Below are 18,566 nucleotides of genomic sequence, written 5' to 3'. Positions count from 1 at the left end.
CGATGCCGCATTACGAACGTATCCTGATCACGGGCGCCGCCGGCCGGCTTGGGTCAGAGCTGCGCAAGGGGCTGGTGCCGCTGGCAAAGACGATTCGCCTGGCGGGGCGCCACCCGTTCGGTGATCTCGCGCCTCACGAAGAGGAAGCGGTCTTCGATCTCGCCGACATGGAAGCCACGATCGCCGCGACCAAGGATTGCGACGCGATCGTGCATTTCGGCGGCGCGCCGCTCGAATGCGAGTGGCAGACCATCCTCGATTCCAGCATCCGGGGCTCCTACCACATTTACGAAGGCGCGCGGAAACACGGCGTGAAGCGTGTCATCTACGCCTCGTCGGTGCATGCCATCGGCTATCACGAGATCGAGGCGCATATCGGCGTCGACGCGCCGGTGCGCCCGGATAGCCTCTACGGCGTGTCGAAGAATTTCGTTGAAAGCCTCAGCCGGCTCTACTGGGACAAGTTCGGCATCGAGACGGTATGCCTGCGCATCTTTTCGTCCTTCCCCGAGCCGGCCGACCGCCGCATGCTGTGGTCGTATCTCTCCTTCGCCGACTGCGTGCGCTTGGTCGAAGCATCGCTGACCGCGCCGCGCGTCGGCCATACGATCTCCTTCGGCATTTCCAACAACAAGCTAAAGATGGTCGACAACAGCGGCGCGGACCACCTCGGCTTTATCCCGCAGGACAGCGCCGAACCGTTTCGCGCCACAGTCGAGGCAAAGACCCCAGTTCCCGATCCAACCAGACCGTCGGTGAAGTATCTCGGAGGCTGGTTCTGCGAGCTTGGCCACCCTGACGATACGCCAGTATGACGATTTACGACAGCGGGAGTAACATGTGGTTTAATCACGCCAACTGGCATCACAGAACGCGCTTCGCATGCGCGAAATCTCTCAGACTGATGCCAGCAATACCTGGCCCGGACCCAAAGCGATTGTCCGCGGACTGAATTATCAGAAGCGCGCCGATTTCGCGGAAACGCGACAACGGTCACTCGAGTTCAGCACTCGCGATGCCTGGCTCGATTCGATGTCCTTGAAATGCGTAAAAACGCTTCGAGGTTCTTCAAACGAAGGGGGTTCGAGTCGACATTGTGGGCCACTCTCAAAAAATATAGCCACAACAAATCGGTTACGGGATGTTTTGGTGGGCCCGGAGGGCGACCTCGCACCGTTGATTTTGTTGAGTTTTTTGTGGCGTAAATCGAGAACTTTCTCGTATCTTTCCGCATGGTTCCGCAGCCTATCTAGCTGAACCCACAGTCTCTCAACCATCCTGCTGGTGATAATTGGGCAAAAAGCGGACCTTGCATGCAGCGGCCGAAAGCCGGGCGTTGATTGAGACACTCGGCCTAATTTAAGCCCAAGTGGATCTCGGCTTAACCGGCTCGTCACGAAACGGCCAACGGTGTCACTTCAACAGCTCGACCGTCCTGTCGGCGGCGCTGGGGAAGCCGTTCAGCGACAGGGCAAGCACCGTCTCCTTGCCGCCGTCCGCAATCACCTTGACCTTGAGGCTTTTGCCTTCACGAAGAATCGCCAGGGTCTCCGCGTCAAAGCTCAGATCCACGATGCAGCCGCCGGGCAGGCAGGTGCGGAAGCGCAGCGGCGGCAGAGTCGGGCCGTCATCGATCTGCAGTGTCACCCCCTGGTCCAGCGCCAGGCCGAACGGCAGCACCAGCGTTCCCTGGACGGCCTCGCCGGCTGGGCGCAGTTCCATCGCCAGCACGCGCTGGCGCGACTGGCTGTCGGTCTGCTCCTGCGACAGCGCGCACACCTTCACGCCGGCGCCGTTCTGGGTGGCGAGATTGCAGGAGACAGTCCAGTCGGCATGCCCTTCCCTGAGCGAGGTCGCGCCTCCCGGGAGGGCCGCCGTGTCTTGCGCGAATGCGACCGCAAGCGAAAGCAAGCTTGCGGCGATCAGCGTGGCATAACCAATTCGTCTGTTTCGTTTCATCTCGTTTCCATCTCTCAAAAAGTCGGACCGCCAGAATGCGAACGACAGAGAATGCGCACAACAGCGCGCATTGTATTGCTTAACCAAGCTATGCCGGTGCCTCGTCGACGCCGCTACCAGCGCACGCTGAAGCCGAGCTTGCCGCTGATGACATTGCTGTCGCCGAAGCTTGCCAGGCTGGTCTTGGCCAGCGCCTCGCCATAGACCGAGTACTTGCCGTCGCCGAAGTCGAGCGAGCCGCCGAGACCGACGCCGCCCCAGAGCTTCTGGTTCTGGCTGGAAAGCTTCACGCCCGAGACATCGACATCGGTTCCGTCGAGGAAGTCGTAGTAAAGGTTGGCAATACCGTAGACATGCGCCCGGCTCACCTGCCCGGCGCTGTCGGCCCACTGGTCCTCATAGTCGGCCGAGATGCCGAGGCGGCCGATCAGGCTGTCGCCGCTGCCGGGCGACACGACCGTGCTGAACCGATCGGTGAAGCTGCTGAAGCGAACCGAGGAGTAGGAAAGCTGCGCCTGCGGGGTCAGCGACCAGTTGGAGCGCAGCGCGATCTTCTGCCCGCTCTCGATGCTCAAGCCATAGCCGAAGCCGTTGTTGCCGTCGGCAAGCTTGCCCAGCACGGCCGAGTTGATGTCGCTGTCATACCAGGTCGCCTGGGCCTGGCTGTCGACGTAGAAGCCGCTGTTGCCGAACCAGGTCAGCGTGCCGCCGACACCGTAGCCGGTGGCCGAGATGGAGCCGGTGCCGAAGGTCGACGACACGTCCGACGAGACGGTGCCGTAATGGACGGTGATGCCGCCCAACAGGATGCCGGCCTCGCTCTCATGCAGCAGGCCGTCGACGCCGGCATTGAGCTTCCAGGTGGTCACATCGTAGTCGGTGCCGGTGGTCGAGGTCTTGGGCTCGAACTTGCCATGCGCGGCATCGATGCGCGCCCAGATGGCGTTGCCGTCGACCGGACCCTGGCCGGGCACATCCGCGCCCTGCGGCGTCGCGCTCTCGCCCCAGGTCCGGTTGCCGATGCGCTGCTGCAGCGTGCCCAGTTCGTTGAAGCTCTGCAGCACGCCTTCATAGGCTTCGTAGAGCGGCGTGCTTGGCGCATAGAGCGGACCGGTCTGGTTGATCAGCGTGGAGCGCAGGTACCAGTCGCCGTCGGCCGGCGTGCTGACGCCGTTCTTGTAGAGCCGGTAGGCGTAAGCGCCGCCGACCACGGCCTGGTCGCCCTCAAAGACATAGTCGCCGGCGAGCGTGAAGGTGCCGGCCGAGCTACCGTCGATATCGACGATCTTGATGCCCTCGCTGGTCTGCGCGCCCGCGCCGCCGACATTGCTGACCGCCAGGATGCCGGTGCCCGAGGTGCTGCCATGCACGACCAGCCTGTCGGTCGCAGAAGCATCGCCGTCCAGCGCGGCATTGATGAGGATTTTGCCGCCATTGCCGACATAGCCGCCGCTCAGCGTAAGCACCGTGCCGGGTGCCGCAGCACCAAGCCGTACCGCCCCGCTGTTGTTGAGCGAAGCCACCGTCTGGTCGAAGCCGGCAAGGTCAAGCGTGCCGCCGGAAGCGACGGTGAAGGCGAACAAGGGGCTCAGCACGTCCGCAGCGCCCGCCGCGAGCGTGCCCTGCTGGACGGAGGTGGATCCCGAGAAGGTCGAGCCAGCGGACGTCAGGACAAGCGTTCCATCTCCTGCTTTGTTGAATGCGCCCGATCCGGTCAATGCCCCGTTCAGGGTCAAGGTGGTCGCGGCATCGGTCGAGATCGTGCCTTGGCCGAGGACGTCGACGGCACGGTCGCTGGCGAAGCTGGCGGTGGTGTTGAGCGTGCCGCCGTCGAAGGAGAGCCCGCCCGCCGCATCGCCGAGGTTGGCATCGGCCGAGATCCGCAGCGTGCCGCCATTGATCGCGGTGCCGCCGGTGTAGCTATTGGTGCCGGTCAGCACCAGCGTTCCGGCATCCGTCTTCACCAGTTGGGCACTGCCGGTGAACGCCGACGCGATCGTGGCCGTGTAGCCTGTGCCCGCGCTGCTGCCGTCGCCGACCCGGATCGTCGACTGCGGCCCGAGGAGACCGATGTCGCCGCCCTGGATGACATAACCGTCGGTCGAGAACTGCATACCGGCCGCCGTTACCTGCCCGACCCCGTTATCCACCGTCACAGCGCCGGCCTGGCCGGCGAAGATGGCAAAGACGCCGTCCGAATAGGCTGCGTTGATCGAGCCGGTGTCTTCAGTCCAATTGTCGTTGCCTGACGAGCTCTGCCAGGTGCCGTTGCCGCCGTTGATGGTGCCGTCGAACTTCGGACCGGCATCGCCGTCCCAATAGTTCAGGTTCAGCCCGTTTGCATTGACCAGGTTCACCTGATGATCGACGGACGTCTGCACGAAGTAGTTCGAGGACGGGATGGAGCCGACGGACAGCCCGTTATTGGTCAAGGTCCCGCTGTAATGGAACACGCGGTAGATACCGGGACCGAAGGTTCCGCTTGGCGAGACCGTCACATTGAGCGTGCCGTCGAGCACGAGATCGCCGCCGACGGTGGTCAGATCGTTGAGAGCTCCGCCGGCGACATTCGCCTGGCCAAAACTGTAGTTGAGGATCGAGCCGCCAGAGAGCGTCAGATCGCCGGCGATCGCCAGCGTGCCCGGCGTGCCGTCGGCAGATCCCGGCGACAGCGTCGCGCCGTCGGCCACCGTGACGTTGCCGCCGATCGTGCCCTTGCCGCCAAGGGTGGCGCCGATCTCGACTGAGGTAAGTCCCGTGGCCAGGCCGTTGTCGCCGTCGACATAGAGCCCGCCCGCCGCCACGGTGGTCGGCCCGGCATAGGTGTTGGTGCCGGTCAGTGTCAGCACCGCGCCGCCCGTCTTGGTGAAGCCGCCCGCGCCGACGAGCACGCCGGAGAGCGTGAGATCGGCGTCTGTCTGGAACGTGCCACTGCCGGCGTTGAGGGTCACATCGCGTGCCGAACTGAACGCGGCAGTGTTTTGCAGCGTCGCGGCATTGTCGAACGACAAAGCGCCCCCCGCGTCGCCGAGATTGGCATCGGCCGAAACCTGCAGCATGCCGCCGTTGATGGCGGTGCCGCCCGAGTAGCTGTTGGTGCCGCCAAGCACCAGCGTGCCGAGATCGGTTTTCACCAGCTGGCTCACACCGGTGAGGTTCGAATTGATAGTTGCCGTGTACCCTGCACTCGGCAGGGTGCCGTCGCCGACGCGGATCGTCGCCTGAGATCCAACCAGATCGACATCCTGTCCCTGGACGAGATAGCCGTCGGTGGCGAACTGCATGCCCGCGGCCTGAACCTGGCGGTTGGTGTTGTCGACCGTCACCGTCCCAGCGCTACCTGCAAAGATTGCGAAGCTGCCGTTCGAGAAGGCGGCGTTTATGTCGCCGTCGGAGCCGGTCCAATTGTTGTCGCCGGCCGCCCGCCATGTGCCATTGCCGCCGTCAACGCCATCATTGGCCTTCGGCCCGGCATCGCCGTCCCAGAAGTTGAGGGTCATCGCGCTGATATCGACCAGGTTCACCTGGCCTGCGACCGAGGTCTGCACGATATGGCTGGGCGAGTTGCTGTTCAGCCCATTGTCGACGAAAGCGCCGTCATAGCTGATGACGCGATAGATGCCCGGGCCGAAATTGCCGCCGGAGGCTTCGGTGACGTTGATCGTGCCGTCGAGCGCCAGATTGCCATGCACGACCGCGAGGTCGTTATAGGCGCCGCCAACGACGCCGGCCTGACCGAACGAGTAATCAAGGTTCGAACCGTCGGCCAGGTCGAGCTTGCCATTGATGGTGAGGGTGCCGGGCGTGGAGCCGAGGTCGCCGGGGGCCAGCCGGCCCGCAACGTCGACGAAGACATCGCCGCCGATGGTGCCGTTGCCGCCGAGCGTGCCATTGTTGACGTTGGTCAATCCAGTCGCGGCGCTCTGGTTGCCGTTGATGTAGAGCCCGCCGCCGCCTGCGATCAGCGTGGTGCCGGCGTAGCTATTGTCGGCCGTAAGCACGGTGTTGCCGGTGCCGTCCTCGCTGACGCCGCCGCTGCCGGAGATCGTGCCGCCGAAAGCATAGAGATTGGCGCGGTTGAAGCTGAGCGTGCCGTTGTCGACCACATCGCCGAGGATCGAGCCAGTCGTGCCGCCGGTGCCCAGCAACAACGTGCCGCTCGCAATGGTCGTTCCGCCGGCATAGGTATTGTCGGCGGAAAGGAACAGCGCGCCGGTTCCCGTCTTGGTGAGCGCCCCTGCCCCGTCGACCGCGCCTTCCCACTGCAAGGCGTTGTCGACTTGGAACGTTCCGCCGCCCGTCTGAAGGGTGGCGGAACGTCCGGTCACGATGCTGGACAGGGTCTGATGCAGCGTGCCGCCATCGAAGGTCACCTTGCCGGCTGCGTTGCCGAGATTGGCATCGGCTGTGATTTCGACGGCGCCGCCATTGATGACGGTGCCGCCCTGGTAGCTGTTGGCGCCGCTGAGGACCAGCGTGCCGCCACCTTCCTTGGTCAAAGTTCCGGCGCCGCTCACGATGTTGGTCAGCGCCAGGCTGGTCGCGCTGTCGGTGTCGAAGGTGCCGCCGCCGGCATTGAGCGTCACGGCGCGGGCAGAAACGATATCGGCCGTCGTGTGCAGCGTGCCGCCGTTCAGCGAAAGGCCGCCGGACGCGTCGCCGAGATTGGCGTCCGAGGCGACCTGAACCGTGCCGCCATTGATCGCGGTGCCGCCGCTGTAGCTGTTGGCGCCGGACAGCACCAGCGTGCCGAGCTCCGTCTTCAGCAGCTGGCTGCTGCCGGTGAGGTTCGAGGTGATTGTCGCCACATAGGCCGCACCGGCTGCGGTGCCGTCGCCGACGCGGATGGTCGATTGCGGCCCGACCAAAGCGACGTCGCCGCCCTGGATGAGATAGCCGCCGGTGGCGAACTGCATGCCCGCCGCCTGCACCTGGCCGTTGGTGTTGTCGACCGTGACCGTCCCGGCAGCACCCTGGAAGATGGCGAAGCTGGCATTGGCGAAGGGCGCGGCGAAGGTGCCCGTGGCGTCGGTCCAGTTCTGGTCGCCGGCCGCGCGCCAGGTGCCGCTGCCGCCATCCACCGCACCATTGGAGTGGGGGCCGGCATTGCCGTCCCAAAAGCTGAGCGTCAGCCCGGCGGAATTGACGAGGTTGACCTGGTTGGCGACCGCGGTCTGCACGAAATAGTTGGGATCCGTGACGGCGAGACCGTTATCCGCAAGGGAGCCGGTATAATTGATGATGCGATACACGCCGGGACCCAGGGTCCCTCCCGGGCTCTGGGTCACGTTCAGCGTACCATCGAGCGTCAGGTTGCCACCGACATTGACGAGATCGTTGAGCGCGCCGCCGACGACATTCGCCTGGCCGAAGTTGACGTTGAGGTTGGAGTTCCCCAGCGCGAGATTGCCGTTGATGCTCAGCGTGCCTGGAGCGTTGCCGGCCCCGCCGGGGCTTAGCGTGCCGCCGTCGGCGACGGTGACGCTGCCGCCGATCGTGCCGGTGCCGCCCAGCGTCGCCCCGCTCGCGACATTGGTCTGTCCGGTCGCGGCCGACTGGTTGCCGTTTATGAGCAACGTCCCGGCATTGACGTTGGTGGCGCCGCCATAGGTGTTGTTGCCGGTGAGCGTGGTCACGCCGGTGCCGAGCTTGTTGACCGAACCGGTGCCGGAGATGGCTCCGTCGAAGGCGTAGGTGTTGTTCAGGTTGAAGGCGAGCGTGCCATTGTTGGTCACGCTCGGCGTCGCCAGCGCGCCGGCCACGGCGCCATTGCCGATCTGCAGCGTGCCGGCCGAGATCGTCGTGCCGGACGTGTAGCTGTGATCGCCCGTCAGCGTGAGGGTGGCGGCGCCTTGCTTGTTCAAGCTTTCGAAACCGGTAATCTGAGCGCCATTGAGCGTACGGCTGAAGGTGGTGGTCACCTGCAGCGTGTCGGAGCCGCCGCCGCCGTCCACCCCGACGCCGGCGATCGTCGCAAGACCGCTCAACAGGAAAGTGTCGTTGCCGCTGCCGAGATTCAATGCGGCTGCGCCGGTATTGAGCGAACCGGCGGCGAGATTGACAATGTTGCCGCCTCCGCCCAGCGTGCCGTTGCCGAGCAACGTGCCGCCAGTGAAGTTGATCGTGGCGCCGCCGGTCCCGCCCGTGAACAGCGTCTGCGTGCCACCGGCTGCCTGGACCGTGCCGCCGCCGACGTTGAGCTTCGAGCCGGAGTTCATCGTGATCGTCGGTGTGGTTATGGAGGCGCCCCCTCCGTTGCTCTGCAGCGTGCCAGCGTTGATCGTAATCCCCCCGCTGCTCGTCAGGCTGCCGTTCACCTGCAATGTGCCGGCGTCGATGCGTGTGCTGCCGCCGATCGCGTTTGTTGCCGAAGTGAGGATTGTCGTGCCGGTGCCGATTTGGGCGATGTTGCCGGCACCGCTCAGCGTGCCCGTGAAGCTGAAGCTGTCGGAGCGGTTGAAGGACAGCGTCGAGCTCGCATTGGCGACGATGACGTTGCCGGCGCCGGCATTGCCGGTGGTGCCGCCATTGCCGATGATCAGGTTACCGTCATTGACGACCGTGTTGCCGGTGAAGGTGTTGTTGCCGGTCAGCACCCAGGTGCCGCTGTCGTTCTTGGCGAGCGTGGTCGTGCCGCCGGGACCATCGATGATGGTGCCGCCCATCGTGTTGAGCCCGGTATTGGTGCCGCCCAGCGCCAGCGTGCGGTTGCCGCTGCCGGTATAGGCGGCCGAACCGGTGTTTTTGAAGACGATCGCGCCGGTGCCCGACGATTCGATGAAGCTGATGCCGGTCTGCAATGTGAACAGGCGATCCGTCTGGTCGCCCGCACCCGTATAGCGCAGCGTCGAGCCGCTGCCGATCACCAGATTCGTCGCGGCATTGGTAGACTTTCCGATCGAGCTCGCCTGGCCGCCGTCGGCCAGCTTGCTGACCGCAAGCACGCCGCCGCTGATCGTCGTGACGCCGGTATAGGTGCTGGTCGTGTTGTTCAAGACCCACGTGCCGGCACCGGACTTCGTCAGCGACGTGACGCCCCCGGATGGATCGTCGATGCGGGCAGAAAGCGAGTTGTTGGCCGTGTTGCTGCCGGCGAGCGTGAGCGTGCGGTTGCCCGTTCCCGACAATGTGACCGGCGTCGTGCTGGTGAAATTGATCGCGCCTGTGCCGGAGGCATCGAGAGTGCCGCCGCTGGCCCCAAGCGTGAACTGGCGGTCCGTGCTGCCGGCGCCGCCGATATATTGCAGCGTGCCGCCATTGAGCACCAAGTTGGTTGCCGCAGCGCTGGAATCGCCTATCGAGCTTGCGACGCCGCCATTGTTCAGGCAGGTGACCGCAAGAACGCCCCCATTGATCGCTGTGCTGCCGTCGTAGCTGTTGCTGCAGCCGGAGAGCGTCTGCGTGCGCGTGCCGTTCTTCACGAGCCCGCCGGCGCCGCTCATCGCGCCGCTGAAAGTGAGATTGAACCCGTCACTTAGGGTCAGCGTGCCCGATCCGAGAGTCACGCTGCCGCCGCCGTTGAGCCCGAGCACCGTGTTGTTGTTGCCGGCGAGATCGAGCGTCGCGCCGTTGTTCACCGTCATGGCGCCCGTGCCGAAGGCGCTGGTCGAACCGGCTCTCAAGATGCCGCCGGTAATCGTCGTTCCGCCGCTGTAGTCGTTGGTGCCGGACAATATCAGCGTACCGGGACCGTCTTTGCGGAGCGTACCGAGACCTGTGGCCAGCCCGCTGAAGGTCAGCGTGGTGGCCGCGTTCGCCACGCCGATGGCGCCCGTTCCTCCCTGGAGCGTGAAGCCGCGATCCGTCGCGACCGTCGCGCCGGTATAGTTCAGCAAGCCGTTGCTGAAAACGAGATTGGTGGAGGCATTGCCGGAGGTGCCAATGTCACTGTTGTCCCCACCATTCGCCAGACACCCGACGTTCAACGTGCTGTTGCCGGTAAGCGTGGTGACTCCGGCATAGGTGTTGCCGCAGCCGCTGAAGGTCTGTGTGCCGGCTGCGATGGTAACACCGCCCGTGCCGCCTATCGTGCCCGTAAAGCTGCCGTTGCCGTTCGTCGTCAGGGCCGCCGTGCCCAGCACCACACTGCCCCCGCCGCTGAGCCCACCCACCGTATTGGCACGGCCGGCGAGATCCAGCGTCGCGCCGGTTGCAACGGTCATGGGACCCGTGCCGAAGGCGCTGGTGGACCCGGCGCGCAGGATGCCGGTGCTCACCGTGGTGCCGCCGGTATAGGTGTTCGTGCCCGACAGCACCAACGTGCCGGCGCCGCTCTTGGTCAAGCTGCCCGTGCCGGCCGCCGTGCCGCTCATCGTCAGCGTCGTGCCGCCGATCACGTCAATGCCGCCGCCGCCCGTGCCGAGTGTGAATCCGCGGTCGCTGCTGGCGGTTGCACCTATATAGCCCAGCTTGCCGCCGTTCTGCAGGACCAGGTTGGTCGAGGCATTGCTGGATGCGCCGATGGAGCTGTTGGTGCCGCCATTGGCGAGGTTGGTCACCGCAAGCATGCCGCCGTTGACGGTGGTGGTGCCGGTATAGCTGTTGTTGCTCCCGGCAAGCGTCAGCGTGCCCGCGCCGTCTTTGATGAAATTGGCACCATCGGAGCTCACCACCTGCCCGGAGAAGGTCAGGTTGGCGGCGGCATTCGTGACGTTGATCGTGCTCGAGGTGATGGCGCCGGCGCGTCCGACGGTGAAGCCACGATCGGTGGAGGAAGTGCCGCCGGAATATTCCAGCGTGGCGCCCTGGATCACCAGGTTCGATGGATCGGTCGACGCGGCGCCAATGGCGCTGGCGGTGCCACCGTTGGCGACCGAATTGATCGAGAGCGTGCCCTGGCTCACGGTGGTGGCGCCGGTATAGGTGTTGCTGCCGGAGAGCACCACCTTGCCAGTGCCGGCCTTGCTGAAGCCGACGGTGCCGGTGTTGTCGACGATGGTCGAGGCGATGGTGAACGTGCCGGTGCCGTTCTGCTGGACGCCCAGCACGCCGCCGCCCAGCGTGCCCGTCATCGAACCGCCGGTGATCGTCTGGTTTGCCGCGCCCACAGAAGGCGCGACGATGATGGTGCCATCGATGCCGAGGGTCTGGCCGCTCGCCACGGTCACCGTCGAGTTTGCGGCCGCGGTATATTGCAGCCCGCCGATCTGGATGCTGGCGCCGACCGTGTTGAAGAAGGGCGTGTTCGCCGCTCCGCCGGCGTCGCTCAGGATCTGGTTGGTCTGCCATAGGCTGGCATTGTCCTGGTTGACGTAGTCGGCCGCGGTGAAGGCAACGATGTTGCCCCCCACCACCTTGGCATAGTCCGAGCCGTTGACCGTTGCCCAGCCGCCGAGCGCCCGGTCGGGTCCGGTCGTGGTGACGGCGCCTGCGGTGGGCAGAACAAAATTGGCGAGGCCGCCGGTGCGGGTGATGGCGCCAAGACCGACGGTGGTGCTGCCGCCCGCGCCGGAGGTGGCGCTCACCGTGTTGTTGCCCGTGGTGATCGTGAGGCCGCCGAAGCTCTGCAGATTCGTCTCGCCTGCCGCACCCTTGACGGTTAACGTTCCGCCATTCATGACGAGCGGCGACGAGGCAGAGATAATGCCGCTGGTTGGCCCTCCGGCCGGCGAGAAGTCGAGCGCCAGGGTGCCGCCACCGATCGTCGTTGCGCCCGTATAGGTGCTGGCGCCGGTCAACGTCAGCGTGCCTGCGCCGAGCTTGGTCAGGCTGCCGCTGCCGGTGATGCTGCCGCCATAGGTGTTGCTGACCCCGGTACCCAGATTAACGGTGAAATTCGCGTTGCCCAGCGCCAGCGTGCCGCCGGTGCCGGCCAGCGAGGTGGTGGACATATTGAACCCATTGAGGTCCAGCGTGCCGCCGCTGGTCGTAATGCCGGTCGTCGTGCCGAAGGCCGAGGCGTTGCCCGCGCGCAGCGTCCCTCCGTTCACGGTGATGGCGCCCGTGCGGGTGTTGGCGCCCGTGAGCACCCAGGTTGCGTTGCCAGTGCTGGCGAGACCGCCTGAGCCGGAGATCACGCCGGAGACCGTGTTGTCGGCTCCGGTGTAGCTGCCCCCCAGCGTGAAAGTGGAGCCGGCGACGAGCGTCGTCGCGCCATTGAGGGTCAGCGCGCCTGTACCGTCGCTCTGGAGCGTCCCCGTGCCCGACACGGACCATGTCCGGTCGAGCCCAACTGCACCGCCGGTATAACTGAGAACGCTGCCGTTGCCCAAGCTTATCGAGGCACCCGAACCGAGCGAGCTGTTTACGCCCGCATTTGCCAGCGTGCCGACCTTGACCGTGGCAGCACCGATTCCCGCCGTGCCCGCGAAAGTATTGGCGTCACCTAGTGTGATGGTCCTGGCGCTGCTGGTCCCACCGAAGTTAACGGCTCGACCAGTGGTGCTGCTTATCACGCCGAGCAGTTGGAGATCGGCAGAATCGGCGGAGAAGCTAACCGCGTTACTGCCGCTGTTGCTGCCGGCGCTGGTGAGCGCAATGTCGCCGTTGATGGTCAGCGTTCCGGTGCCCGAATTGCGGAAGGTGAGGGTTGCACCACTAATCGGACCGGGCCGCAGCTCGAAGTTGCGGTTGGTGCTGGCCGCAGCGCCCGTATAGCTGGCGCTGTCCCCGTACTGGTCACCGCCCGAGCCGGTCATGATGAGCACGGTTCCATTCGCTGCGGTCGTGGGTGCGCCCAATGCGCTCGCTTGGCCAAGATTGCCAATCGAAGAAAAGGAGACGCTACTGCTGCTCCTCAGCGTCGTGGGGCCGGTGTAGTCATTGGTGGCATTCGTCAGCGTTGCTGCAACGATCCCGCCGCTGCCGGTATAACGAGCCGCCGCTGCACCTGCCCCTGCCACCGTCACTTGACCGCCGGCCCCGAGCGTGACGACGCGGCTTGCGTTGAGACTGCCATTGAAGGTCAGGGAGGTGCCCGCTGCCGCAGATATCCCATTGGCGGCCGCGCCGAGCGCTGCATCGGCATTGATGGCAAATCCGCCCGCGCTGACTGTGATGTCGCCCGTGAACGTGTTCACGCCAGTCAGGCTCAAAGTGCCGCCACCCGCCTTGTTCAGCCCCGCCGACCCGGCGATGATGGAGCTTATGGTGGCGTTGCCCGTTGCCGTGATTGTTGACGTCGCGCCGCCGAGCGTCAGCGTACCGCCTGCAATGGTATAGCCGCTGACGTTGAATGTAAGGCTGCCAGCCGTTATCGGCGCACCGAGCGTGACCGTCCCCGCCGTGCCGGCAAAGAGGGCGTTGTCCGGCGTTGCGTTGCTCCAGATCACGAAGGGGCCGGCCGTGGCATTGCCGGTTGTGTTCCAGAGCGCCGGCGCCGCGGTGTTCCAGGTTCCGGTGCCGCCGAGCTGGACCCCCGAACCATCGGCATCCCAGTAGAGATCCGCGGCGGCCGTCGGGTTGGCCGCAAGGCCCACGAGGAGCGCGAGTAGGACGGCGGCGCTGTGCGGACGAGGGGCAGAAGCGACCGAGTGGGCAAGATTCGGCGCATAGCTCGCCGCTTGCCCCTTCCACTTGGTCATGCGGCCGCCGCGCAGCAGGTGCGAGCCGGACATGTTGGCGAGGGACCCGTTTGCGGACGAGCGCTTCCCGCGCTCCAGGGTCTCAGCTGAACGGTCCTGGACTCGGCTCATTCTTCCCCCCGGCGCCAACCCTGGCGAGTCTCGCGACCACCGGTCGCGATCTGGCGCACGCATGCGATTGCAATTGGAAATTCGGATCGAAGCCGGCTGCCGCGGGTGCAACCGCGGGCATCAGGCGGAAATCGCCATCCGGCAAAGCCTGCCCTGAAAAGCGCAACGCGCGATGTTGCTCCAAGTAACCGGCGCCTGAGAAAATTGCTCGGTTTTGGCGTCGGGTGAGCCCCGCTGCCCCCGAAGGCATCTGCCGGAAACCCGGCGCCCTTGGGACAACCTTGCTAATCCAGAGATTTGCGGAACACCGCAGCATCGCGTCAATGATTGAGATCGCAAGCAGCCGCCCGAACGGACGGCGCCCGTGCATCGAATATGTCTGCAGCTCCTTGGAAATCTACGGTGACAGACGCGTGCTGCAACCCGCAATTTCGGGCAAAGCTCGGCATGTCCCCGTCCTCCTCGGCACCCGCCGGCACACGCAAGCACTTGGCGATGGTCGCCTGCCCATGCATCAGCCGTATGAAACCCGGCATGGTTTCAAATGATCTCAACCAGACATGATTCGAAGACTTAAGTATTTCAAGAATCTGCTGTGTTATTCGAAAAAGTCGACAAGACTTGGCAGCGGTTAACGCCTTGTTATTTTAGATATCGCTTTAATAAGTCAGCAGTAACTTAGCCGGCGATATGCCTAGGTCCGCTCTACGCTAGGGACCTGAAAGTAGACGCTCCCGCTTGCGCCTGCATCGGGGTCATTTCCCGATGCTTCTTCATCATCGTGGTGAGGTGGCTTTGGCTGGCAAAGCCGCACTGATGTGCGACATCGGCGATCGACAGCCGTCCGTCGCTCAGCAGTTTCTCGGCATGATCCAGCCTCAGGTCGAGGACGTATTGATGGGGTGACTTCCCGAACGTTCTGGAGAAGGCGCGTGCAAAGTGAGAGGTTGAGAGCCCGCACACCGCCGCCATCTCGGCTACCGAGAGCTTGCGGGAAAAGTTCTCCGTCAAGAAGGACCGCAGGTTTCGCACGCAGCGAGCTGAGAGCCCACCTTGAACGTTCTGCCAGGCAGCCTGGAACCCGGACCGGGTTTCCTGAAGGTCGTCGTCGCGCCGCAAGTCGCCTCCAATGCCCAACCCGCGATTGAGCAACCACAGCGGGTGCAATTGGTTCCTTCGACAAGAAAATCGTGATCCGAGGTGGATTTCGATCTGCCGAAAATCACCAGACGCCGTCCGCCCCGTGTTTGGATGCCGGCCAGACCAATGCAATCAAAGGATGTCCCAGATGCAATCAGTTGGTCTGATTTTTCACCAATCCCTGATTTTCACCAATCCATGTGAAGTCCATAAGAAAGGTCGAAGGGGCCTAACCAGCTCTTCACCATAACGACAATGGTTACGGAACCTTCCTGATCGCAACGGACTTGTGGGGGTTCATCGCGAATCCGAATGAAGAGGCGCTGCATGAAAGTCACCGCAGCAGGCATCGACCGCATCAAGATCGGCAATGCGGACGCGAGTGGCCAAGGCGCACATTTCGTCGTCTGGCTTTATCTTCAGGTCGATGAAGGCGGCACACAGACCGGTCAGGAACTGGTGGTGTCGGTGCCATACGACGCGCAGCTGACATTCGACGATCTCGCTACCCAGGCTTTCGAGAAGGCGCACGCCATGCTTCGCGCCTGCTGCCAGATTGATGAGACCATGTGGTGGAAGCAGTTCAACCGCAGCCTGGCGCCGCTGCCCGAATGGACGCCCGGCGCCCAGTAGTTGGTAGGCGCCGAACCAGGCGTTGAGGCTGGCTGGATGTCCCAACGCTGACCAGTGCGGATGGGGATTCACTTCGCTTTCTGTTTCAGGCGCACGACGACGTCCTTGAAACCGGCGGACGCACCCTACCTCACTCCTCCGCGCAACTTCCGGCGTGTTTCCTCAGAATCGCTGGCTGCGGACATCTTTCCATGGAGGCTCCGCGGTCCATAGGCCAAAGACCGCGACGACCTATGCCGCAAACCAACACGCCGCAGCATACGCTTCTAGCAGTGGCTATCCAGTTCCGGTGAAGTGGGATCGCCTCGGTTCCTACTGAGCAATGTCATGATGTCCTGAGCGGAGACCGGCTTGCTGAAATGATACCCTTGCATCTCGTCGCAGTTGTTCTTGCGCAGGAACGCTATCTGCTCGTCCGTTTCGACCCCCTCGGCAATCACCCTCAGATTGAGTTTTTGCCCGAGTGAAATCACGGCGCTGGCGACGGCCTGGTCGTCCTTGTCGGTGGCCAGGTCGTTGATGAACGACTTGTCGATTTTCAACCTTGCCACCGGAAAGGTCTTGAGAGCGCTTAAGCTCGAATAACCCGTTCCGAAATCGTCGATTGAGATCCGCACGCCGAGGTTTTGCAGTTCGTTCATCGTCGCAACTGCCATCTCGACATTCTGCATGATCAGGCTTTCGGTCACTTCGAGCTCGAGATATCGCGGCTCAAGGCCGCTGTCTTTGAGCGCGTTGACGACCCGGCTGATCAAGTTGGGTTCCTTGAACTGCCTTGCCGAGACGTTGACGCAAACCATCATTGGCGGCAGCCCGCTATCCTGCCAGGCCTTGTTCTGCCGGCAGGCTTCGTGCAACACCCAGTCGCCGATCGGGACGATCAGGCCCGTCTCCTCGGCCATCGGGATGAACTTCATCGGCGAGATCAGGCCCAGCGTGGGATGCTGCCAGCGGATCAGAGCCTCGACCGCGAAGACATGGCCCGACCGAAGATCGACCTGCGGCTGGTAAAGAAGCGTGAATTCGGCGCGCGCCAGTGCATTACGCAGTTCCTCCTGAAGCAGGAGTTTTTCGTGACTGCTGGCGTTGAATTCGGGCGCGTAGATCTGGAAATTGTCGCGGCCAAGTTCTTTAGCGCGGTACATGGCTACATCGGCATTGGCCAGCAGAGCGTCGGCATCAGCCCCGTCCGCGGGGTAGTTCGCCACGCCCATGCTGGCCGTCATCCTGAGACGATGCTCGCCCAATTGAACCGGCTCCGCGATCGCCGCACGGATCTTCTGCACGGTCGCGGCGACAAGGTCGGCGTCCGGTAGCTGGTCAAAAAGCACGACGACGAATTCATCGCCGCCGAGCCGCACGACGGTATCGGTCGCGCGCACGCATTCGACCATCCGGCCGGCAATGGTCTTCAGCAGAACGTCTCCGGCATTATGCCCGAGCGTGTCATTGACGAGCTTGAAGTTGTCGACATCGATGAACACCACGCTCACCCAGCGGTGATAGCGCTGCGCATAAAGGATCGCCTGCGAAAGCCGGTCCGCAAGCAAGGCGCGATTGGGGAGCCCGGTCAGCGTGTCGTGGTTGGCCATGAAATGGATGCGGTCTTCGGCAAGCTTGCGCTCGATGGCAATGCCGGCGATACGGGTGGTGAAGTTGATGAGGCTGATCTCGGCCTCGACCGGCTCGCGCACCGTCTTCGAATACATAGCAAAGACGCCCAGCACCGCACCGGTATGCGCCAAGATCGGCGTCGACCAGCACGAGCGGTAGCCATACGGCTCCACAATGCCCCGATAATCCTCCCAGAGCGGATCACTCATCACGTCGGTCACGACAACCGGCTCGCGGCGAAAGGCGGCGGTGCCGCAGGACCCGACCTGAGGCCCAATCTGGACGCCGTCGATGGCGTTTGTGTAGTCCTTTGCCAAGCTAGGTGCCGCGCCATGCCGCAAGTGGCTGCCATCCTTGTCGAGCAAAAGCACGGAGCCGAATATCCCATTCAACTGGGACTCTATGAGGCGCATGAGCCGATCGAGCACATCCTCTAGTGGAGCACTTGCTGCAATCATTTCCAGGATCTGCGCCTGACCGTTTCGCAGGTCATCCGCCTGTTTGCGCTGGGTGATGTCGCGGGCAATGCCGACTAGGCCGAAGATCTCGTTCTGAGCGTTGCGCAACGGCACCTTGGTGGACGACAACCACTTGCCGGTGCCCAGGGCATCGACAATAAATTCTTCCTCGTCAACCATCGGCTCGCCGCTGCGCAAAAGGTCCTGCTCGCAGGCGCGAAACTGCCGGGCGAGTTCAGGCGCATGCAGGTCGAAATCGGTCAGGCCAATCATTTCGCCTGTTTGCCGGCCGCTGTCGGCGGCAAGTGCCCGGTTAGCCACGACGAAGCGGCTTTCGGTATCCTTAACCCACAGATAGTCAGGAACCCAGTCGATCAGCGCCTGCAGCGAAACGCGTTCGTTGGCGATCAGTCGGCTGGCGGCGAGTTCAGTGATGTCCTCGTGCGTCGCCACCCAGCCGCCGTCGGGCATCGGCTGATGGCACACCTGTATCGTGCGGCCGTCCTTGAGTTCGGCGGTCCAGGTTCTCGAACCGCCGCTCACATTGATCGAGCGAGCGAACGCCAGATAGGCCTCGTCGGTCATCGGCGACGTTTCAGCGGCGAGCCTCAGTTCGACGATTTCGCTGAGCATCACACCCGTATGCAGTTTCTCGGGCGGGATGCGATAGATTTCCGCGTAGCGGCGATTCCACAGGATTAGTCGTTCATCGGCGTCGAAAAAGCAGATGCCTTGCGAGATGCTTTCGATCACCGTCTCGAAGCGTCGTGACTGTGCTTCGAGCGTCGCGTTCGTGGCGCGAAGCTCGTTCTCCAGGTTCTCGTAGGAGGCGATGGCTAACTTCGACAGTGTGACCAGCCCGGACTGGTCTGAAGCCTTGGCGGTGCGCTTGGATGATTTCGTGGCCAAACAGAGTTCCTCCGGTTCGACCTGCTGAATAAATAAAGCTGGTCGAGAACGAACTAAAGTCCGGTGCAAGGTAATCGAGACCTACTAACTGTCTGTGAACGTCTGCCGGACACCAGATCGTCAGCAGGTGCCTGCAGGGACGACTAACGGCATCTATGTGACAACCACCTTGGAAGAAGTTCTTAGACTGGTTGTTAGAACAGGGAAAAATGGGCCTTGA

General features: G+C 63.5%; 6 protein-coding genes. 2 read left to right on the top strand and 4 right to left on the bottom strand.

What is annotated here, in order from left to right; all coding sequences use genetic code 11:
• Positions 1–2 precede the first annotated feature (2 nt).
• Complete coding sequence (locus tag LB565_RS20560) at positions 3–815, top strand: NAD-dependent epimerase/dehydratase family protein (protein ID WP_224587161.1); 813 nt, start codon at positions 3–5, stop codon at positions 813–815.
• 598 nt (positions 816–1,413) lie between these two features.
• Here LB565_RS20560 and LB565_RS20555 read toward each other — a convergent pair.
• The 3 genes from LB565_RS20555 to LB565_RS20545 all read right to left on the bottom strand — a co-directional run bounded on the left by LB565_RS20555 (position 1,414) and on the right by LB565_RS20545 (position 14,711).
• A complete protein-coding gene (locus LB565_RS20555; protein WP_224587159.1) occupies positions 1,414–1,959 on the bottom strand; it encodes an invasion associated locus B family protein in 546 nt (181 codons plus the stop codon).
• Positions 1,960–2,072: 113 nt separating this feature from the next.
• Entirely contained in the window at positions 2,073–13,592 is an 11,520-nt protein-coding gene (locus LB565_RS20550) for an autotransporter-associated beta strand repeat-containing protein (RefSeq protein ID WP_224587157.1), read from the bottom strand.
• Positions 13,593–14,297: 705 nt separating this feature from the next.
• Positions 14,298–14,711, bottom strand: coding sequence for an AraC family transcriptional regulator (locus LB565_RS20545; RefSeq protein ID WP_224587155.1), 414 nt, complete (start codon positions 14,709–14,711; stop codon positions 14,298–14,300).
• A 348-nt stretch (positions 14,712–15,059) separates the two neighbouring features.
• Between LB565_RS20545 and LB565_RS20540 the strand changes: the two genes are divergently transcribed.
• Positions 15,060–15,365, top strand: coding sequence for a hypothetical protein (locus LB565_RS20540; RefSeq protein WP_224587152.1), 306 nt, complete (start codon positions 15,060–15,062; stop codon positions 15,363–15,365).
• Between the two features lie 266 nt (positions 15,366–15,631).
• Here LB565_RS20540 and LB565_RS20535 read toward each other — a convergent pair whose 3' ends face one another.
• The gene (locus LB565_RS20535; RefSeq protein ID WP_224587150.1) at positions 15,632–18,415 is read right to left on the bottom strand and encodes an EAL domain-containing protein; all 2,784 of its coding nucleotides are present in this window, start codon (positions 18,413–18,415) and stop codon (positions 15,632–15,634) included.
• Between the last annotated feature and the right edge of the window lie 151 nt (positions 18,416–18,566).

The sequence above is a fragment of the Mesorhizobium sp. CA14 genome (assembly GCF_020165195.1).
Classification (GTDB): domain Bacteria; phylum Pseudomonadota; class Alphaproteobacteria; order Rhizobiales; family Rhizobiaceae; genus Mesorhizobium.
Note: the sequence above shows the minus strand (reverse complement) of the source record. Positions and strands in the feature narration are given on the sequence as shown.